The organism is Stenotrophomonas sp. GD03654 (assembly GCF_029845105.1).
In the GTDB taxonomy this organism is placed as follows: domain Bacteria; phylum Pseudomonadota; class Gammaproteobacteria; order Xanthomonadales; family Xanthomonadaceae; genus Stenotrophomonas; species Stenotrophomonas africana.
Genome location: NZ_JAOCLC010000008.1, coordinates 22,729 through 41,211, shown reverse-complemented (window position 1 = coordinate 41,211; position 18,483 = coordinate 22,729). Strand labels below are relative to the sequence as shown.

Below are 18,483 nucleotides of genomic sequence, written 5' to 3'. Positions count from 1 at the left end.
TCCGTCAGGCCCTCGCCCGGTGCTAGCAGCGAGGTGAGACCACAGCTGCTACAAGTGGCCTCAACAGCATGCAGACGCGCCAGAGCGCCGTCGGAGGTCAGTTCTCCATTGACAAAGCGAAGCAAAATAAAAGCCGGTATTAGCCACGGGTAGGGTCCTGAAATAGGCCAGAGGCAGTCAGCGGCCTCAGCGATCTCGCAGACTTCCTGAAAGCGATACGCACGCTGCAGGATCCTTCCGCGTGCTTCCATCCGGGACGGTTCGTCGGCTGGAAGACCGAGTATCAAACTCCCTCGGGTCAGGGCGCAAGGAGCTCGGCCAACTCAATGGCGCTGATGGGTCTGGAAAGCGCGAAACCTTGAATTTCGTCACACCCAAGGCCTTGGAGCTTGGCGACCTGACCGTTCGTCTCGGCTCCTTCAGCGACGGTCGAGTAGCCCAGATCATGGGCCAGACCGACGATCGCTTGGACCTTGAGCAATGCGCGTTGGTCTTCGGAAATATCGTCTATCAGCGACTTGTCGAGCTTGAGCGTGTGAATGGGCAACTCGGTCAGGTACCCGAAATTGCTGTAGCCGCTGCCGAAGTCATCCACCCCGAGCCGAATGCCTGACGAGGCCATCCGCTTGAGTTGCTCGCCCGGCAGCGAGTTGACCCGCAGCCATTCTCCCTCGGTGATCTCGACCTCCACGTCCTGGCAATCCAACCCCTGCGCGTGGATTTTGGCCACGAGTTCATCGGCCATTCCTTGCCGCGCGACATTCCGAGCGGAGAGGTTGATGGAAAGGCTCAACGCAAGGCCAGCACGCTTCCATTGCGCCAATTGTGCCAATCCTAGGCGCAAGCGAGCGGCCCCTGGGGGCACTTGTGGCCGCGGCCACCCAGTCGCGTTACTCAATCTCCCCCGATTGGCAGCAGGAGCAGATTTATCGCCAAGGGGACATGGCCGAGCTCAAGGCCACTGGGGGCAACTGGCGTCAACAGCTGATCCACCCCGAGGACAGGCCCGCGGTGGAATTGGCCATTGCTCATGCCGCGGAGTTGGCGTCGCCGTTGGAGGTAGAACACCGCGCCTTGTTGCCAGACGGCTCCGTCCGCTGGATACAGTTGCGGGCAGTCCCGTTGATGGACAGCGAAGGCAACGTGAGCGAGTGGTTCGGTGCAGCCTCCGGCATCACCGATCGCCGCGTGGCTCAAGAGCGTTTGCAGCAGTTGACCGCAACGCTTGAAGAGCGGGTGCAGGCCGGCACTGACGAACTGATGGCGATGGAGGAACGGCTGAGACAGGGCCAGAAGATGGAGTCCCCCGGCCAACTGGCCAGCGGCATTGCCCACGACTTCAACAACATGCTCACCGGGGTCTCCATGGGCTTGGAGCTGTTGGAGATGCGCGTTGGCCAAGGCCGTTTGGAGGACCTGGGTCGCTACGTGGAGATGGCTCGAACGGGGGCCGACCGAGCTGCAGCGTTAACCCAACGACTGTTGGCGTTCTTTCGCCGGCAGACGTTGGCACCGTCGGCCATCCACGTGTCGGCCATGGTGAACAGGACGCTCCACATCCTGGCCCGCTCCATCGGGCCCTCCATTGAGATCGAGACGCGGTCGGATCAAGTGGAGGACGTCGTGCGGGTGGATGCTCCGCAGCTGGAAAACGCCCTTCTCAACCTTTGCATCAACGAGCGCGATGCGACGCCGGATGGAGGGCGCATCTCGATTGAGGCCGAGCTCTCACACGTCGATGGCGGACTGGCGGAGCGTTTGGTGCTGACGCCTGGACCCTATGTTCGCTTGTCGGTCCGAGACACGGGAACCGGCATGGACGCGAGCGTTGTTGAAAAGGTGTTCGAGCCCTTCTTCACGACCAAGCCGATCGGGTAGGGCACGGGGTGGGGCTTGCCGATCTACGTATTCACGCGCCAATCCGGCGGTCAGGTGGCGGTTGACTCCATCCCTGGGGTGGGAACCACGATGCACCTTTATTTGCCGCAAAGCACGGCTGATACCGATGACCGAATCCAGGAAACGCCCGCGCTTCCCCCAGCGTCGCCTGGTCGCTCGGTCCTTCTGGTAGAAGACGAGACCGCCATGCGCACGCTGGTGAAAGAGGTGCTGAGCAGTTTGGGCCACCGCGTGAAGGCGGCTGCAAACGGCAGCGACGCCCTCACTGTGCATGCCAGCGAAAAGCACTTTGATTTGCTGATTACGGACGTGGGCCTGACGGGCTCGCTCAATGGGCGGCAGGTGGCGGACGCGGGCCGGCAGCGCCGTCCGACACGCCGGTGTTATTCATCACCGGCTATGCAGCAAGCGTCGCGGTAGGAGCCGGCCAGCTTGAGTCTGGCATGGAGATACTCACCAAGCCGTTCGCCGCGGGGGAGTTGGAAAGAAGAGTGACCGAGTTGTTGCTGGAAGCCGTCAAAGCGTCGAACGAACCGTTCCCAGCAACTCCAGCAGCGTGAAAGCTTCTTGAGCAGCATAACGTCGTTTTCGAGGAAGTGTGGGTCTGCGCCGGAAACGCCCCCGTGACCGGTGACCAGCAGGACCGTCACGGAAGGGTGGCGTGCCATGGCGTGCTTGGCGAGATCGTGCCCGTTCATCCCCGGCAGGCCCACGTCGGAGATGAGGAGATCGAAGGCGGGTTGCTGCGCCAAGCGCTCCACAGCCGCTTCAGCGTCTCCGACCGCAGTGATGTCATAGCCGCTGTCTTTGAGAACGTCCTGCATCGATTCGCGGATGGCGACGTCGTGCTCTACAAGAAGGATGCGAGGGTACGAGAGGCAGTCATAGCAAACCTGGTTGATCAAAAATTCGAGGAATCATGCAGGACTGGGAGTAAAGCGCTGGTGCATCCCTGTGATGACGGCAATCACGGGAAGGCGAGGGCGCCGTCGCGCCTTGACGCGGTTTTGCCGCGAGGGCTGGATACTCAATCCCCACCCCTCCCGCCTGGACACTCCCACTATGGCCCGATCCGCCCCCGATTTGCCGGCAGCGTCGCCCCACGCCCTTCGCGTCGAAATCATGCCGCTGGAGTGCGGTGATACCGCGGTGATCGTCGAATTTGAATCCGAACCGCCCGCGTCGTGGCGAGCTCTTCTGACGAAGAAGTTGGCAGACGTGGAGGGGCTTGAGCTGGTATCCGCCCAGTTTGAGGGGCGGGTTCTCTACGTGCTGGGTGCGGAGGGGGGTAGGGGAGGAAGCGTCCACAGGGTGAGTCAATTGTTGCGGTCTCTTCCCGGACGTCCTGGGGGCTCAAACCTGCTGGATGAGCCTGTGAGCCGGGGCGTCCCGGGGCCGGAGCAGGCTCTAGCGACGCACGCCTGAGCGCGTTGTTCAAAAGACGAGTTAAACGCCCGGCCGGAAGATAGGCCGAGCTCGGTTCGATCGCGCTAGCATCGCAGATTGATCACGCAAGGCAGCTATGTACGTTGAGGTATACCACCGGGTGGGATTTTGGGCCGGGATCACCGGGGCGGAAGGTTGGCGCTGGCGGCTGGTGGCGCCACGCGGGCATGTTTTGATGGCTCCCCGGGAGACGTTCGCCAGTCGGCAGGCGTGCTTGGCGGCCTTGGCTCTGCTGCAGATCGGGCCCATTTCAGCGGTGGAGTCGGCCGGAGATGCCCCGAACGCGGTGGGCGCGGCCCCCTCACTATGTCCCGCCCTTTCAACGCCATGACGGCCACCCCAGGTTGGGCAGGTCACGGTCACATCGCCGGCATCCAATGAGGACTGGGTCTGATCCATCGGGGGGCATTTCGCTTGAGTGTGACTCCCCGCGTCGCAGGAAGGCGATCAGTTGAGGCCAGCGGCGTTCGCGTGCACACTGCTTTTGAACAGTCAGGGTTCGAGGGCCATGGGTACTTCCAAGCCGGGCAAAGATTTAGAACGGGTCACCTTGTCGCTGGGAGAGCACGTTTACACCTCCGAGATCTGGCGGCTCAGTGAAAGCCGTTGGGTTCTTCTCGCTGTCGAGGTCCACGGCGTGGGAGGGCGCTCGGATTTGAGCATCAAAGCGTCGTCGTGCCTCCATGCGTTGGACGCGGGAGAGCGGATTGCGTCTGAGATTCTCAACAACCCCAATGGCTGAATTGGCTTTGGAAGGTTCAATCGACTGAATGGATCCCAAGGACGGCAGATGAGCATTTTGAACGTGTTGCTGAGTGCCGATCACTTGGCTGTGACCGTCGATACCCTTGCGCAAGATGCTCAAACCGGGGCGCACTCAGAGGGCGCCAAGTTGCTTCTGCTGCCTCAGCACAACGCCGTCTTGGCCACGCGTGGGTCGGCCCAGTTCTTCCTAAGAATCTACGAGCTCTGTCTCCAAGCCAGTTTTCGAGCAGACTTCACGATAGAGCGGCTGTCCGGCGAGCTTGGCGGCGTGATTGATCGCCTCTGGCCAAACTACGTGAGCGCGGCGGCAGCCGCTGGCATACCCATCAGCGCTATGCACACCGAGTTGGTTTTGGGCGGCTGGTCGGCGCACGCCCAGCGCATGGTTGCCACCGCTTATGCAAAGTCCGAAGATGGCCGTCCCGCCGTGGTCCAAGCGCTGGTGGGAGGCTTGGCGTCGCCAGGAGAGCCCTTGCGGAATCAGCCAGCAGGCATGGGACGGGCGGAGTTGATGGCAGCAGGACGCTTGCAAGCCGCTTACCTCAATGGCGACAGCGAGCGGCCATTAGCGGGCGGTCGTCTGTTGGCAGCAATTCTCTCAAAGGGCCAAGCAACCGTTCTCGATCTGGGAGGTCTCTAGGGGGCAGGGCAAAGCGTCGATTTGCTCGGCCACGGACCTCAGTCCATGACGCAAGCCAAGCAGAAAGTCCGCATTGGAGCGTTGGCTGGGGAGGCACATGGATGTCGACGATCATGGGCATCAGGTGGGCCCATGCAAGGCGCACCGCGGTGGGATTGGCAGAACTGGCCACCAAAGCCCTGACCGCATACTCCAAGGCATTGGTTTCGCCCTCAGCGTTGGGCAGGCGCCTCTCGCACTCGCTCAGGCGGAGCTCCAACTTGACCAACGCCTCCGTCTCAGCCTTGTGCATACCCCTCCTCCATTGGCTGGCCACCGAATCGCGGTCTGGCAGCAGGGTGGCCCCAAGCTCAAGCGTTGGAAACCGGTGAGCGTTCCGCTTGACTGCACCGTCAATCGGCCCTTTCGGGCCAGCACACAGCGGTCCACTCTTCAATCAAGACTCGCCATGCGCGGGTGGTTAGGTTGGGGGCAAAGCTTTTCCAACCTCGCGCGTGCCACCGCCTAGCGGTTGTCACAGAGCGGGCAAGTGAGCACGGCGGCGCCGTCCAAGTCCAGCAGGCCATGCCCTGGAACCAATCGCAGTTGGCGGCCGCATTCCAGACAAGCGCAACTGATCCGCGTGACCTGCAAGAGCGAGCCGTCGGCCCGCCGCACACCCTCAATCTGATCGATGAAGAAACGTCCAATGTTGGGCATGAAGATGAACAAAAAGCTGAACAGAGCGGAATGCATATGATGCACCGCGACAACCCCACCGGAACCAGATGAGACAATTGGATTCTGAAGAATTCATCTACGGGGTCGTCCGCGCAGTCCGCACGCCAGATACCGCTGTCCGATCCCTCTATTGCCGTCGCAGGAGCATGATAAAGAGGCGGGCTGCACGGCGACAGCCTTAGGCACAGGGAAGTAACCGAGCGGCGCTGTTGGAAAGCCCTGAGCCAGTTCGTTAACCAGCAAAAGGCCAGACCGGCGGCCAGTCGGTTGCGACCACTGCTGAGGGTGTGTGTCGCGCGTTGCCCTAAAGAGGCCGCCTGCTAGGGGGGCCGATCACGACGATGCCCTGAACTGCCGGGGCGTCACCTAGGGGAGGGGGAGTCACCCCGTTGGGTTCGGCGGCGCCAACTGGGGTCAGCGCCATAGCGGAAATTTTCACGATTGTCGCGTCCATCGGACGCACGGACATCTTGCTAGGGCGAACGTCAAGCGCCAGTGAACGCGCTCGGGTCGACCCGTGCGCGAGGGCTACCCAACTTGGATGGCGGCAAGCGCGTCTTTGGTTGAGAGAGGGCAGCCATAGTGCCACCCTTGGCCAATAGCCTCTGGAGCAATCCGGTAGAGCAGCAAATCTTGCGCCTCTGATTCGACGCCTTCTGCGATGACATCCAGCCCAAGCTCACGTGCGATGCGATACATCCCTGGCAAAACGGGCCGCAGGGGGGAGTCCTCGTTGATAGCGGCCACGAACATGCGATCGATCTTGATTCCTCGAAATGGCGATTGGGCGAGGTGGGAGAAGTTGGCGCTGCCGGTCCCGAAGTCGTCGATCAAGAACCGGTATCCCAGAACTGAGAGGGCCTGCATGTTGCTCTTTGCGGCAGCGGACACGAGTTCTTCCCGCTCGGTGATCTCGATGCGAATTTGCTCTGGCAACACGCCAAAATCGTTGGTGACGCTGCCGATGTAGCGAACGACGCACTCTTGGGCCATGTCCACGGGCTCGGCATTGATGCTTACGTAGAGGTTCCTATGCTCCCTCAGCGCGGGGGCGAGATCATTCATGGCACGGGCCAGCACGTATCGAAAAAGATCAGGACTCAGGCCGAATCGGTGGGCAATGGGCACGAAGATGGCCGGCGGGATTTCATCGTCTCCCGGCGGGCGCCAGCGGCTGAGCGCTTCAAATCCCACGAGCTCCCGCGTGCCAATTCGACGCAGTGGCTGGTAGGCCAGTTCGATCTCGCTGCGCTTCAGTGCAAGCACCAACCGTTGCTGGATGGTTTGCCGAGCCGTGATTTGGTGTTTGATCAGCAAGAACGCGAGCAACAGCCCTACCGAGGCACCCGCTGCCAGGATGGTGGTGAGCAACGCCGAGGGCAGTTCGGACACCACGTGCCTAGGGCTGGTAACGAACGCGCAAACGTCGGCCACCCGGCTGCAATGTTGAGCTTGGACGAGAGACGGGGTGCCGACGCGGCTGGTCGGGGACAAGGTGCGGAATGTAAACGATCGGTCCTTCGTTTCGATGCTGATGGAGCTGCTGCGCGCAGGGTCCAAGCTCTCGAAGGCAGACGGGGAGGACACGGTGAACGTGTCGCCTTGGGCGATCAGATTGGACCCGGTGTAGGGGGAGCCAACGAGATCCGACGCGTGCCAAAGCCGGACAGCGCCGCTGGAGAAGCGTGGGGCGGGGAGGGTGTAGGGGCGCGAGCGCCCCCAGAGAGCGCTGCAGACAAGGCGTCCGTCTCGGATGCGACCGATGTCGCTCATGTAGATGGAGCGGAACGCGATCTCCTTTAGTGAGTCGATGTCGGTGTCGGAGCAAGGCGGCTGTCCGATGCGAGAGGCTTGTTCGGCCGCTACGCGCCGGTTACGAGATATGGCCTCCGCGCGCGTCACCGCGGCTTCCGCCACTGCCTCCGCCCCTTCCTTGTCACGCACGTAGAGGATGGCTTGGGCGACCGCGAGCATCGCCAAGAGGCACACCGCCGTGGCTCCTATTACGGTCAAGACGTAGCGACGCCGATTTTCTCGAACGCTCAAAGCAACCCCCGATCTGAAACGCGCCATCGCTTCGCTTGGCTTCTCGCCTCATTTACCTTGTTACAGATTTATCGGCAAGCTTTCCATGAACTTCAGCCCCAGCTCCACTGGCTTGCAAGCCTCGATCGAACAACCATGCATCTGCGTCTGAACTGTACAGCAATAGGCCGTGAGCCCGGCGATCGCCAGCATGGCCACCCAGGACCTGCTGGTGGCAGCGCAGCTCCAGGCTCGATACCTCAACGCCAGCATGGGGCGGACCGTCGCTGGCGGACGGTTGCTATTGGGCTTTTTGAAGCCTGGCCAGGCGGTGGTCAAAGACTTGGGCCCGATTTAGCCCTGCCAATTTGGTCACTCGGACCATTCAAAGCATTGCCCCAGTCGAGCGCCGGCTGACGGGCAAGTGCAGCCGCGCCTGCAGCGTGATCGGGCTTTTCTCCCAATTTTTAGCTTTAGTCAAAATAACCCCCTTGTGGGTTTCGCGTGTCGGTGTATCCCAGATGTATGACGTTCGTGATGCGTGCGTCTGACACCGACCAACGAAATGCAAAGGGGGAGAGATGTTCATTGGATTCAGACTGACGAAGCGGCTTGTCGTCAACGTCGTGGTTGCCCTGGTGCTGGCGCGATTGCTGTTCATGGGCATGGACGGCTTGGACCGGTTTTCCGACACGTGGAACCGCACCTTTGGGGCGAACATGCCCAACGCCAGCGGGTTGCGCGGGGCCGTCAACGGCGCACGCCAGGTGTTCCCGTCGGGGTTGGACGAGTATGCGCGCCAGGCCGAACTGGACGCGGCGCAAAGCACCAAGCTCATGGATGTTTTTGCCAGCGTGTTCGGACGCGTGAAAAACGAGGAGGTCATGTTGCCCTCGACCATCAATTCCGCTGGAGGGGAGGGCTCGATCTATGACCGCTACGACCATTGATTTTGAGTGGCTGTCCATCCTCTCCGGGTGGTCCTTGCTCAACGACAGCGCGGCGCTGCTGCGCACCCCGGGCCAACGTTGGGCGGGCTTGGAGGGATTGCTCATCGGCTACGGCCTCATCGCTGGACAGTGGTTCGTCCTGGCCACCATGGCCGGAGCGCTGGCATGACCACCGTGGGCGCGATGCTGGCCGCCATGTTGGCTGCAGCGTTCCTGGCCGTGGCCGGTATCCATTGGGTCAACGCCCGGCACGCCAGCGGGGCGCTTCGTGAGCGCTACCGCTTGCGGGCCCAAATTCTGGCCGGTTTGGCGTTGGCGTGGGTGCTCACCCTGGCGAGGCTGTCCACGTGAGCCGGCCACCTTATGTGCAGATGGCCGTTCGCGTGCCACGGCAGCTGAAAGATCGGCTGGAACAGGCGGCAGCCCGGGAGGGGCTGCATGCCAGCGAAATGGTTCGCTTGTTGCTCTGCGAGGGCTTGGCACGCCGTGCGGCGATCAATAGGCAGGGCGCTTCACGATCCGGTGGTTGAGCAGCGGCCGAATAAAGTTGGCCGGCGTGGACTTGTCCAATGGTTGGGCGCGCACCTGGTATTGCCCGCTCTCGCACAAGCGCAACAACTCAGCTTCGTCGTGGATCTCGCGCTGGCCATCCTTGGTGTTGCCCATCTTGGCCACCCGGAACGCCACGTTTCCCGTGTCTCGGTCCCTCATCCGCACCGGGACGATCACCCTTCCATCGTGGCGAACCAGGTGGAAGGCTCGGGCAAAACGGTCGCCGTTGGACGCCCTAGCTGGTGAAATCGGGTCAGGCGGCGTGGCACGCTGGATCGGTGCCGGTGCCGGTGCCGGTGCCGGTGCCGGGCGAGGCGGAGCTGAAAGGGGCTGCGCTGGGGCCTTGTGACCCAACGCTTGGCGCGCCAGCTGCTTCTTGCGGCCCGGTTCGGTGGCGGTGTCACCGTCGATCCAGGCTTGAAAGGTCCCGTTGGCCGGGCTGGGGTGCGACGCAAACACCCATGTCCGGCCTTGGGCGCTGAAGGCTACCTCGTTGATTTCTTGGAAGTCGTTGAATTGCTGGCGCATGAGCGCCTTGACCCCCTTCATGTAGGCATCGGTGGTCCCCAACAAGACCACGCGCTCCACACTGTCAGGCAACGGGTCCAGGTGGCGTGCCACGCATGTTTTCATGGCTTCCAAAGGCAACGACGAACGAATGGCCTTGGGCATGATGGTGCCACTGCTGACCAGCTTGCCGTTGTCCATCACCGACAACCCGCAGCGCACCAAGGAGGCGGCGCCCATGTGGCGGCTTTCGGCGGTCAGGGCGTCGTTGATCGATTGCCCACCCAGATCGATCCCAAGCTCGTGCAATACAGCTGCGAGGCGAGGGCGCATAGCACCCGCGAAGGCGACCCCATCGAAGCTCCCGTGTTGGGCGGCGGCAATTTGGGTGGCCCCCTTGGAAAACCCCAGGACCAAGGTTTTAGGGACGCTGGTTCCCCAGTAGCCGGGATTGGCACGGAGGTGCCAGCCTCCCTCTACACGCACATCAAGTCCTGGTGCATGGCATGCGCGGCACGCCTGCCAGCCGTGGTGAGTTGTCATGGGGCCTCCGCATGATCCTTGAAGGCCCATACAGTTAAAGCACGTGCGAGCGGTATGCAAGAGCTTTTTGTCGGCTAAATGTGGCGGAAAAATGGGATGGCATGGGATGGCGTGCAATAGCTGCATGGCAGCACGGTGTGGAGTAGCCTGACACCATCATACGAAGGTCAATGGCATGGATGATCCGGCTGAGTTGAACATGGAAGCGTGGCCGGCTGAGGTGGTCTTCGTGCCCTACGTCGGCCGCGGCTACTGGAAGGGAGTTGAAGGGCGCCGCGTCTTGCTACTGGGCGAGTCCCACTACCGGGAGGCTGGGTGGACCGACGACCCCGTCGTCACTCGTCCTTTCACCCGTGAAACGTTTGGCGACATGCAGACTTGCAACAGGAAAGGTGGTGGCAAGTTCTTTGATGAGCTGGATCGCCTGCTGACTGGTCAAAGCAGCCCAAATGTTGTGGATGCCGCCCACGCCTGGCAGCACGTTGCATTTTGCAACTTGTCCCAGCGCTTTGCCGGCACGAGAGCTGGACACCGTCCGTCAGGAACCGACTTCAGTCAAGGCGGGAAGTTGTTGGTAGAGGTGATCCTCCCTCTGCTCCGGCCAGAGGTGATTCTGGTGCTCGGCCGCACCGCTTGGCGAATGTTCGATCACGGGAAGCGGTCGGACCAGCCTACCTTCCAGGCTCGCCATGCAAACTCAGAGGGCAGGAGGCGGCGCTATCTGGAGGAGCGCCACGTATGGTCTCTCGATTATGGCAACGGGGGGGCGTGGATGACTTGGGTCTACCATCCATCTTGGAACGTAGATTGCTGGGAAGATCGTGCCGCAGCTCTGAGGCATCTTTTGAAATACGCGAATGAAGGGCAAAGGATATGACGCACAATTCGTTGAAGGATGCGATCCGCGATGCGCTGGAGCCGCGTGCTGCCACGCGGCAGCCCACGGCGTTGGACATCGCACAGGAGGCCAGAGAGGCCAAGGCCAGCCTGGAATCGAACATGTCCTGCATGGCCCGCATCACTGTTCCCGCCGGCAGTGAGCGCCATCGGGTGACCTTCCAGCTGTTGCGGGCGTCAATGGACTACGGGCGTGCGTTGCTGTTCCTCCTAGAGACCCATCCCGTCGATCTTCCAGCGGTGGCCTTGGCAATGCACCGCTCCCAGATTGAGCAATTCCTGCGGGCGGTGTTTGTCCAGTTCCTTGCCGACGACGAACAGCTGGAGGACTTTCTCCAGGAAGATCGCGGCCCCCGAAAGAAGAACGAGAAAGGAAAGTGGGTGGCTATTGCCCTCAAAGACTTGGCCGCAGACGTGGAGCAGGCCATTGCACGCATCGGGCAGGACGATGGGCCTCAGAAGCTGGCTCGGACGGTGACCAATTCGTGGGATCCTCTTTGCGGACTGGTTCATGGCGCGAAGGCCATTCGGGTTATGTATCAAGATCCCAATGGGCAGATCGGGGCGCACGTGCCGGCAGCCATTCTTTTTCAGACCACCGTCAACGCGGTGGCCACAACCAACTTGTGCGTCATTGCAGCACTGACAGCGGTTGGGGTTGGGGCCTTTGAGGAAAGCCCCGTTGTTGAGCAGTGCGCCAGCGGAATGCTGCACTACATGCAACGGAGGAAAGCTCGCATGGAAGAGCTGGCCTGGCCGCCTTAAAGGACCGGACGCACATTGTCGCGCGGCTCTGTATCCCCACCAACGATCGCTGGCGGGGAGAGTTGCAATCGGAGGTCTGCGAATCCTCGGTTTAGGCGGCGTGCCTTCTGACCAAGGGATTCCCAGGTTGAGTCTGCGGCGTCGAATGGAGGCTTTTCGTTGAGGATCAGCTGGGCCGATGCCTTGAATCTCTCAAGAAGTGCTGCTTCATGCCCCGGTGGGTTCAGTGCAACGCGGCTGCGGGCCTCCGCTGCGTTGAGCTCTAGCATGTTTAGTTCGATCAGCGTGGCCATGGCAACGGCGGACCGGGTGGGCTCCGTCCTATTGCGGCGGCAGAGGTGGGTGATCCATGTCCACATGGGGTCGATTCGTCCTTGTTCGCCGACGCCCTAATCCTTGCCGGGCGGCAACAGCTGCTCGATGAGCGCGTTGCGCTTTTTTTCGGACAGTTCGCCAAGTTTGCCCAGCAGTTCGGCAAAACGTTCCTGCTGAGCCGCGCTCTGCTCCCCCAAAGCCAAGATCGCATCGGCCATCGCCGGGCTGGTTGCCAAGAGATAGGCCGGGGGCACCTCCAAGGCTTGGGCCAGCTCGAAGAGGGCTTCCAAGCTGATCGACATGCCCTCTGATTCATACCGAGAGATGCGTGCCGACGCCGTGTCCTTGTCCATCCCCATCCTCACTCCGACTTCGCGTTGGCTCAAGCCCCGGAGGACGCGGGCTTGGCGCAGGCGCGCGGCCACCACGGTTCGGGGAACGGGCGGGGCGGCGGTCACGGGCTGAACGGATGCAATGCAGGCATGCGGACAGGATGACCCAGAGGCTACGTCCCGGGTAGACTCTACGTGGCACGTAAGTTGGCTGCAAGATCCCAAATCTATCGGTGGGAACAGGGGGTTCCATGAAGGGAGTTAAAAGGGCCGTGCTGACCGGGGCGTTTGCCCTGACTGCGGCGGCTGGAGCGCAGGCGCAATCGGGGGCTGGATCGGATCTGCTTCGCCAGATCGGCCGAGCCATCCAAGGCGCGCCCAAGGTGGTGAGCGACAGGGCGAGAAGCCCCTACCTTGAGCCGGCAGGGACCTATTGGGATCTGGATCAGGACGACTTGGAAGGGGCTCAGCACCTGCGGGTCGGGGTGACGGCTGTCGGGGGCGGGGGCGTGGACACCTGCGACATGCAGCTGCTGGCGATGGCCCATTCGGCCTATCGGATCGACGCCGACAAGCGCCAGTGGTGCCTAAGGCAATGGTGGCTGATGGACACGAAGGCCCACGGCGCCAACGGTGTCTCGGGCAATGATCCGGCTGCCATCGAGCGCCGATATGGGCCGGCTTTCGATGCGCGCCAGGAACGCTTCAAGGGCATCCGGCGGTTTGCCATTCGTCCCACCTTCCAAGCCTTGGGCGATGTCGCCTACCGAGCCGACCGTGGGGTGCTGGAGGGATTCATCCCCATGCCTCAGGTGTCCGCGGCTGGGCAAAGCGTCACCGGCAACGGCTTTGTGCCGTGGGTCCACCGCACCGCCGGTGGTGTGTCCAGCCCACCCAACGCCGGCCGCTTCCACCTTCTGATCCGAATGAATGCCCAAGAGGCCGCCAACCTGGCGCGACAAGGTCGCAGCTACCGAGACGACCTGGTGGTGTTCTCCGTCAACCGGGTTTGGGTGGACGGCACGGTGCCGAAGATGGACGTGACGATAGAGAGGGTTCGGCTCGGATACCGCGACGAAACGATTGACGTTGATTTGACCAAAACGCAAGGAGCTCCGGCATGAAAGCAACCCTCGTTTCCCTCACCCTGATCACCGCAGGGCTGGCTGCCTGCAGCAGCAAGGCGGATTTTCCCACCGTTGAACAAGTCGCCCACGCTTACGAGGCGCATGCCAATGCCAACCTCTCTAGCGAAATGGGCCAACGAATCGAGGTCCGGGGTTGGAAAGACCTCACCGCGGATTGCACCTCCACTGGTCCCCAGCGGGCCACGTGCGTGACCGGTGGAACGTTGGACGTGGTCGGGTTCCAGGGCGGGCAGCAGTTGAAGCCCGATCCCGTTCCCGTGCCGTCGGCTTACGACTTCGTCTTTGAGAAGCAGCCCACCGGCTGGGTGCCGGTTGGAGCCCAAAAGAAGGGCTGACCTTGCCAAGGCGCGGAATCGCACTATGCATTGAGGGAACACCACTTCAAGGAGGTCCCATGTCTTACAACGCTCACCACACCCCCGGCGGTCACATGCAGTGGGGCTTGCTGGCACCGGCCACCGTCATCCTGGGTGGTGCGGGCTTGCTGTTTCTTGCCGGGGCCCAAGAGATCGGCCAGAACGTGGGCTACGGCTGGCAGGCCGGCCTGGCAGCCGCTGGTGGGGCAGCCGTGCTGCTCCTGTTGTCCATGCTTTACGTGTTGAACTGGCGAGCGGCCCGTGTGCGCGCGGCTAGGGCCAGCGGGCTCCCGGTTTCGCCGGGCAAAGGGGGCTTTGGAAAGGGAGCCCTGGTGGGCTTGCTCTTCGTCGTTGCCCTGCAGTTGGCCAGCGTTGCCGTGGGTTTGCTCTACCCGGGCCTGGAAGAGGGTGAGCGAAACTTCTTCACCTCTGTGCCCCCGATGGTTCTGACGGCGCTCATGCCCGTGGCGCTGATCGTGGGTGGCATCGCAGGCAAGCTCTGGCGCTCCACCAGCCTGTAAGATCAGTCCATGTCCTTTGGGGCCCCCGCGAGGGGGCCTTTTTTTTCAAAGAACAAAGCCCAGAGCCACCGCCGGTCGCTTCGCGCCGGCTTCTGTAAACGCGGTGGTGGGAAAAGAGCAGATGACGCCTTCGGCGCGAGAAGTGATGTTAGGAATAACTGCGGCTTTAGCTCCGCAGTTTTTGCTTTTAGTCAAAGTTTTGTCCACTCAAGCAGTGGGCAAAATCATGGGGCGATCTACCTTGAAGTTGTGGATGGGCAATCGCGCCTTCCGAAAACCATCAAGGAAATCGACATGAAAATTCATCACATCGTCAGCGACGGAAACCAAGCGGTCGCCATCACGCAATCGGCATCGAGTGGCGGTGGCTACGCGCACCCGGTGAAACTCTCCGCCATTCGCTTCGATGTGAAGGACGCTGAAGCGGCGCTTGGCGAGCTCAACAAGTCTGGCCACCGTCACGAGAAGGCGTTCGAAGTGATCGAGCGTTGGGACGTCGATGCTCGCAACCAAGGGCCAAAGTCAAAGTTCGGCCGAACCCTTGCCGCCCTTGTGGACGAAGCGGGGGATCACCTGGAGGGGCAGGTGATCTACGAAGCCAAAGGCATGGAAGAGGGCACCGTGCGTGCGATCAACGCCGCAGCGAAGCAAGCCAGGCTTTCGCAGGTCCTTCCTGCCGCAGGCGGTCCGAGCATGGTCATCGGCGGGCAGGTCTGGAACCCACGGCAAGAGGCGCACAGCGAAGCTCCGGCGGCTGTTCTCGAGGCTCCCCGTCAGCGCGTGCGCCTGTAACCGCTGATCACACACCAGTCAAAACCAGGAGATTCGACATGAACGTTCAAATTGCGGAAGCCATGAACAATGCCAAAGACGACGCGGACCGCTACGGAATCCTTGCGGGGTTCGCCTCCTGCAACCGGGCCCTGCTTGAGAAGGGGGCCGCGCAAGAACTGGTGGACGCCTTGTATTTCGCCGGCGCTGCGATCAACCGTTGGCGTGCCATCGCGGTGGTCCGAGAGGCGGCCGCCAAGCCGTTGGACGCGGCGTCCTAAGCCGGAGCGCGACGTGCTTCAACCTGTCCCTTCCCAAAAACTTGTCACCCTTCCGTCCTCCCGGGGCTACTCCCGTGATTTGGAGCGCCTGCAGGCGGCCGCCGCGCGCGCGCAGGTCACGCGAAACGAAGCCGTGCGCCAAGTGCTCGCCATGTATGCCGCCAAACCTTACCCACTGAGCAAGCGTCGGCTGGGTGGGGAGAGGGACGTGCGGCTGGCCTACCTTCCGCTGCAGCGCAGCGTCTTGGAGGCGGTGGAGCAGGGCGCGGTGAACGCGGGGATTTCCACCGCAGAAGCGGTGCGCCAGATCATCCGGGGCTACGTCGAAGGACATCTGCTTCGGAACCAGGTTCGGGGCAGCCGCCATGGGTGACCGCCGCCCACCACCGCCAGGAAGTCCGAGCGCTGAGCTGATTCACGCGTGCGTCGATGGAAGTCTTTTCCGCGCTCTACAGGCCCTGCGGCAGGGCGCCAACCCCAATGCGTGGCGCCTCAACGAAGGTCCTGCGCTCCATTCCGCACTTGCCTGGCCCCGCATCGTCGAAGCCCTCCTGCAAGCTGGTGCGCACCCTCAAGAGAGGAACCACTGGTGCGAGCGCCCGCTAGAAAAGCTGGCGGCGGACTACCAGTTGAGCGACGACGCCGACGAGCGCAGCCGACTTGAACAGACGGCGTTGCTGCTGTTGCGGCTGGGCGGCAACCCTCACCGGGGCAGCCCGTTCTGGAACACGCCAGCGCTGAAGACGGCGATGCCGCACGTGGTGGCCACGGTGGAAGCCGAACAACGCGCGGTCCACCTGGAGCAGGCATGGGCAGCCCGGGGAGGTGTCGGTGCAACGCGGGCAAGGCTGTAGAGCCAACGGCCCAACGCCGCCACCGGTCGCTGCGCGCCGGCATCTGTAGAAGCAGCGGTGGAAAAGAGCAGGTGACGCCTTCGGCGCGAGAAGTGATGTTAGGAAAAACTGCGGCCTTAGCCCCGCAGTTTTTACTTTTAGTCAAGATTTTGTCCACTACAACCGTGGACAGATTTCCAGGGCGATCTACCTTTGGATCAGGAAGAGCGCAACGCTCTTTCCACTGACTGGAACCGCCGACATGACCATCTCCATCCTCGCCATGCTTGCACCCATCGTGCTTCCTCTGAGCACACTGCTCGGGGCTCGCATCGCTGCTTACATCGACAACTCCACTTGGGCCGTCTGAGGTTCGCATGAAGACAGTGACCTCAAAAGCTTCAGCGGCAATCGATGCCATCAATGCTGCTAAGCGGCAGTATATGAAGATCGGTGATCGGCAACTGGTGGTCGATTTCGCCCGAGCATGTATATCCAGGCAGCACCTCGATCCAATGATGAGCGAGCAGCTGCAGCGATTTGATCGCCTCGAGTGGCCTGGTAAATATTACGAAGCTGCTGAGTTGATGGTGTTGTGGGTGCCCCAGTTGGACGATCGGTTGGTTCCTAGTGTCATGGATGATGTGAGATTTAAGGTCGAACAAGAAATGGAGATGCAGCGGAAGGTGTTTGATGCCGTGATCGGGCATTTCAAGGCGACAGGTGAGACGCTTTCCGGCGTAGGAGTTCACGCTTTAAGCGGCAGGTGGAATCCATGAGTAAGCCTATGCGCCATTTTTACTACGCCTACGAGCGCACGGACGGCGAGGTTTGCTACCTGTCGAAACTTCTGCACGAAGGCATCCAGCGTTACCCCCACACCATCTGCCACTACCACCTGGTGCAATGGTTGGGGGTGTCAAAACTACTCAGTAAGGACGAATACAAACGGTTGGCGTGGCTGGGCGCGAACCGGCCGATGGTCAGGCAGGCTGATGTTGCTTAGACATTCATCTGCATGGCGAATTTACTCCCCAATTTCAATCTGGACCCTATGAAAATTCTTCACATTGCCACAGATGGAAATCAGGTCTTCGCTATCGTTGAAGTAAGGGCGGTGTGCGAGGATCGCGGCATTCCAGTCTTCCTTTCCCTCATTCGTTTCGACTTGTCGAGAAGAGAGGAGGTGCTCAAGGAGCTTCTTAAGACCGGCTATCTATCTCTATCGAATGCGTGGGAGTTTGAGGAAAGGTTGGGGCGAGCCAGTCACCGATACGCACAGACGTTTGAGGTCCGTGCGAGCCACTTCGCCGACTATCGCTACCAAGGCTCTCGTTCGCGCTACGGCAAAGCGATGGCCGGCTTCGTTCATGACATGAGTTGGAACTTGAAGGATTCAGTCCTGCATGAAGTCAAGAGTGACCACACGTGTGATATCCGCGCCTTCACAGAGGAGGCCGCTCGTCGAGCACATCAAGCTCGCCTGGATGAAGTGCTTTCAGAGGGTGTGCAGTCCTCTCGGTCGCGCGTGCGCCTCTAATGCCGAGTAGACCGGAATACGTCTCACCGTCTGACACCCAGGCAGGGCAAAATGGTTTCATGACCCACGCTGCCGCTCCATCCACCCTTCAAGCCCCGGCCTACGGCCTGCTGCTCGGCCACACGGAGTGCCATTTCTGCCACTCCCCAACCCCCACCGCCGCGCTATGGGTGCCCTCGTTCGAAGAGCACGACGACGAGGGGTTGGTGGATCAGGGGGAGGGCGCTGTGTTGCGCTACATCGAGTGCATGGACGAGGGGGCCGCTGCGTTCGTTGCCGGGCACGCCCCTTGGCTTCGCTTCGCCACTACTCGAACGTCAGGGCAAACCTACCTGGCCCACCATTGCACCATCTGCGGGGCCCTTCAAGGGGACCACTTCGTGTTTTCGCCGGATGGTCCCTACTGGCCCCAGAACGATGTCGAGCTTGCGCGCCTGACATTTGTCCAGGGCCTTGGCCCGCTCACCGCTCAAGCATCGGCAGGACAGAGCGCCTGGATGGACCGGGTCCCTCTGGCCTGCACCCAGGCCTGACAGCATTCCCAAGTTCAACCCTGAATCGGTGTGCCGCCGGCGGCACGCCATTCAAGCCCCTTGCGCTCCGCGCGGCCCCATCGCCCGGCTCTCCGGTCAAGGGTCATTCCAGGGCCCGTGTCCTCGCTTCGCTGCGGGCCGCGC

Annotated in this window: 28 protein-coding genes; 22 read left to right on the top strand and 6 right to left on the bottom strand. The window is 61.7% G+C overall.

Annotation, left to right across the window (positions count from 1 at the left end):
* Positions 1-298: 298 nt before the first annotated feature.
* Positions 299-823, bottom strand: a complete 525-nt coding sequence (locus N5J73_RS05165; protein WP_032971133.1) for an EAL domain-containing protein — start codon at positions 821-823, stop codon at positions 299-301.
* 119 nt (positions 824-942) lie between these two features.
* Between N5J73_RS05165 and N5J73_RS05160 the strand changes: the two genes are divergently transcribed.
* Together N5J73_RS05160 and N5J73_RS05155 are read left to right on the top strand one after the other, a co-directional pair.
* Positions 943-1,878 (top strand): PAS domain-containing protein, encoded by a 936-nt coding sequence (locus N5J73_RS05160; protein WP_139338728.1) that lies wholly within the window; start codon positions 943-945, stop codon positions 1,876-1,878.
* A 15-nt stretch (positions 1,879-1,893) separates the two neighbouring features.
* Entirely contained in the window at positions 1,894-2,319 is a 426-nt protein-coding gene (locus N5J73_RS05155; protein WP_164078569.1) for a response regulator, read from the top strand.
* On the opposite strand, the gene N5J73_RS05150 is transcribed toward N5J73_RS05155, so the two are convergent.
* Positions 2,283-2,804, bottom strand: coding sequence for a response regulator (locus N5J73_RS05150; RefSeq protein ID WP_061478936.1), 522 nt, complete (start codon positions 2,802-2,804; stop codon positions 2,283-2,285). The two genes, N5J73_RS05155 and N5J73_RS05150, sit on opposite strands and share 37 nt — an antisense overlap.
* Positions 2,805-3,853: 1,049 nt before the next feature.
* On the opposite strand from N5J73_RS05150, the gene N5J73_RS05145 reads away from it, so the two are divergent.
* The 3 genes from N5J73_RS05145 to N5J73_RS05135 all read left to right on the top strand — a co-directional run bounded on the left by N5J73_RS05145 (position 3,854) and on the right by N5J73_RS05135 (position 5,521).
* The gene (locus N5J73_RS05145; RefSeq protein WP_164078568.1) at positions 3,854-4,087 is read left to right on the top strand and encodes a hypothetical protein; all 234 of its coding nucleotides are present in this window, start codon (positions 3,854-3,856) and stop codon (positions 4,085-4,087) included.
* Positions 4,088-4,135: 48 nt separating this feature from the next.
* Positions 4,136-4,750, top strand: coding sequence for a hypothetical protein (locus N5J73_RS05140; RefSeq protein WP_032971128.1), 615 nt, complete (start codon positions 4,136-4,138; stop codon positions 4,748-4,750).
* 564 nt (positions 4,751-5,314) lie between these two features.
* Positions 5,315-5,521: a hypothetical protein gene (locus N5J73_RS05135; protein WP_153643642.1), complete on the top strand. Its 207-nt coding sequence runs from the start codon at positions 5,315-5,317 to the stop codon at positions 5,519-5,521.
* A 477-nt stretch (positions 5,522-5,998) separates the two neighbouring features.
* On the opposite strand, the gene N5J73_RS05130 is transcribed toward N5J73_RS05135, so the two are convergent.
* Complete coding sequence (locus tag N5J73_RS05130) at positions 5,999-7,444, bottom strand: EAL domain-containing protein (protein ID WP_049430810.1); 1,446 nt, start codon at positions 7,442-7,444, stop codon at positions 5,999-6,001.
* A 241-nt stretch (positions 7,445-7,685) separates the two neighbouring features.
* Here N5J73_RS05130 and N5J73_RS05125 point away from each other — a divergent pair, with 241 nt between their 5' ends.
* The 4 genes from N5J73_RS05125 (at position 7,686) to N5J73_RS05110 (ending at position 8,796) form a co-directional block, all read left to right on the top strand.
* Positions 7,686-7,853 (top strand): hypothetical protein, encoded by a 168-nt coding sequence (locus tag N5J73_RS05125; RefSeq protein WP_153643641.1) that lies wholly within the window; start codon positions 7,686-7,688, stop codon positions 7,851-7,853.
* 223 nt (positions 7,854-8,076) lie between these two features.
* Positions 8,077-8,445: a hypothetical protein gene (locus N5J73_RS05120; RefSeq protein ID WP_071227536.1), complete on the top strand. Its 369-nt coding sequence runs from the start codon at positions 8,077-8,079 to the stop codon at positions 8,443-8,445.
* A complete protein-coding gene (locus tag N5J73_RS05115) occupies positions 8,426-8,614 on the top strand; it encodes a hypothetical protein (protein WP_049396657.1) in 189 nt (62 codons plus the stop codon). The genes N5J73_RS05120 and N5J73_RS05115 overlap by 20 nt, the downstream gene beginning before the upstream one ends.
* Positions 8,611-8,796 (top strand): hypothetical protein, encoded by a 186-nt coding sequence (locus N5J73_RS05110; protein ID WP_071227537.1) that lies wholly within the window; start codon positions 8,611-8,613, stop codon positions 8,794-8,796. Before N5J73_RS05115 ends, N5J73_RS05110 begins: the two co-directional genes overlap by 4 nt.
* A gap of 144 nt (positions 8,797-8,940) precedes the next feature.
* Here the strand turns inward: N5J73_RS05110 and N5J73_RS05105 are convergent, their stop codons facing one another.
* Complete coding sequence (locus N5J73_RS05105) at positions 8,941-10,047, bottom strand: hypothetical protein (protein WP_164078567.1); 1,107 nt, start codon at positions 10,045-10,047, stop codon at positions 8,941-8,943.
* Positions 10,048-10,222: 175 nt separating this feature from the next.
* On the opposite strand from N5J73_RS05105, the gene N5J73_RS05100 reads away from it, so the two are divergent.
* Positions 10,223-10,924 (top strand): hypothetical protein, encoded by a 702-nt coding sequence (locus N5J73_RS05100; RefSeq protein ID WP_071227539.1) that lies wholly within the window; start codon positions 10,223-10,225, stop codon positions 10,922-10,924.
* Positions 10,921-11,709, top strand: coding sequence for a hypothetical protein (locus tag N5J73_RS05095; protein ID WP_071227540.1), 789 nt, complete (start codon positions 10,921-10,923; stop codon positions 11,707-11,709). Before N5J73_RS05100 ends, N5J73_RS05095 begins: the two co-directional genes overlap by 4 nt.
* Here the strand turns inward: N5J73_RS05095 and N5J73_RS05090 are convergent.
* On the bottom strand, positions 11,706-12,002 hold the full coding sequence (locus N5J73_RS05090) for a hypothetical protein (RefSeq protein ID WP_138927472.1): 297 nt from the start codon (positions 12,000-12,002) through the stop codon (positions 11,706-11,708). The two genes, N5J73_RS05095 and N5J73_RS05090, sit on opposite strands and share 4 nt — an antisense overlap.
* A 96-nt stretch (positions 12,003-12,098) precedes the next feature.
* Positions 12,099-12,449, bottom strand: a complete 351-nt coding sequence (locus tag N5J73_RS05085) for a helix-turn-helix transcriptional regulator (RefSeq protein WP_081352250.1) — start codon at positions 12,447-12,449, stop codon at positions 12,099-12,101.
* 158 nt (positions 12,450-12,607) lie between these two features.
* Between N5J73_RS05085 and N5J73_RS05080 the strand changes: the two genes are divergently transcribed.
* From N5J73_RS05080 to N5J73_RS05030, 11 genes are all read left to right on the top strand, one after another.
* Positions 12,608-13,480 (top strand): hypothetical protein, encoded by an 873-nt coding sequence (locus N5J73_RS05080; RefSeq protein ID WP_071227544.1) that lies wholly within the window; start codon positions 12,608-12,610, stop codon positions 13,478-13,480.
* Entirely contained in the window at positions 13,477-13,839 is a 363-nt protein-coding gene (locus N5J73_RS05075; RefSeq protein ID WP_100459681.1) for a hypothetical protein, read from the top strand. The genes N5J73_RS05080 and N5J73_RS05075 overlap by 4 nt, the downstream gene beginning before the upstream one ends.
* 59 nt (positions 13,840-13,898) lie before the next feature.
* Positions 13,899-14,381 carry an ABC transporter permease gene (locus N5J73_RS05070; protein WP_164078566.1) on the top strand — a complete coding sequence of 161 codons (483 nt, stop codon included), beginning with the start codon at positions 13,899-13,901 and terminating at the stop codon, positions 14,379-14,381.
* A gap of 294 nt (positions 14,382-14,675) precedes the next feature.
* The gene (locus tag N5J73_RS05065; protein ID WP_251467247.1) at positions 14,676-15,173 is read left to right on the top strand and encodes a hypothetical protein; all 498 of its coding nucleotides are present in this window, start codon (positions 14,676-14,678) and stop codon (positions 15,171-15,173) included.
* A gap of 38 nt (positions 15,174-15,211) precedes the next feature.
* Entirely contained in the window at positions 15,212-15,433 is a 222-nt protein-coding gene (locus N5J73_RS05060; protein WP_100551925.1) for a hypothetical protein, read from the top strand.
* 13 nt (positions 15,434-15,446) lie between these two features.
* Positions 15,447-15,806, top strand: a complete 360-nt coding sequence (locus N5J73_RS05055) for a hypothetical protein (RefSeq protein ID WP_164078564.1) — start codon at positions 15,447-15,449, stop codon at positions 15,804-15,806.
* Between the two features lie 256 nt (positions 15,807-16,062).
* Complete coding sequence (locus tag N5J73_RS05050; protein ID WP_164078563.1) at positions 16,063-16,287, top strand: hypothetical protein; 225 nt, start codon at positions 16,063-16,065, stop codon at positions 16,285-16,287.
* A gap of 356 nt (positions 16,288-16,643) precedes the next feature.
* Positions 16,644-17,045, top strand: coding sequence for a hypothetical protein (locus tag N5J73_RS05045; RefSeq protein ID WP_164078562.1), 402 nt, complete (start codon positions 16,644-16,646; stop codon positions 17,043-17,045).
* A complete protein-coding gene (locus tag N5J73_RS05040) occupies positions 17,042-17,272 on the top strand; it encodes a hypothetical protein (RefSeq protein ID WP_164078561.1) in 231 nt (76 codons plus the stop codon). The genes N5J73_RS05045 and N5J73_RS05040 overlap by 4 nt, the downstream gene beginning before the upstream one ends.
* A 48-nt stretch (positions 17,273-17,320) precedes the next feature.
* Positions 17,321-17,806 (top strand): hypothetical protein, encoded by a 486-nt coding sequence (locus tag N5J73_RS05035; RefSeq protein ID WP_279940693.1) that lies wholly within the window; start codon positions 17,321-17,323, stop codon positions 17,804-17,806.
* Positions 17,807-17,865: 59 nt separating this feature from the next.
* Positions 17,866-18,339 carry a hypothetical protein gene (locus N5J73_RS05030; protein WP_239508859.1) on the top strand — a complete coding sequence of 158 codons (474 nt, stop codon included), beginning with the start codon at positions 17,866-17,868 and terminating at the stop codon, positions 18,337-18,339.
* Positions 18,340-18,483: the final 144 nt, after the last annotated feature.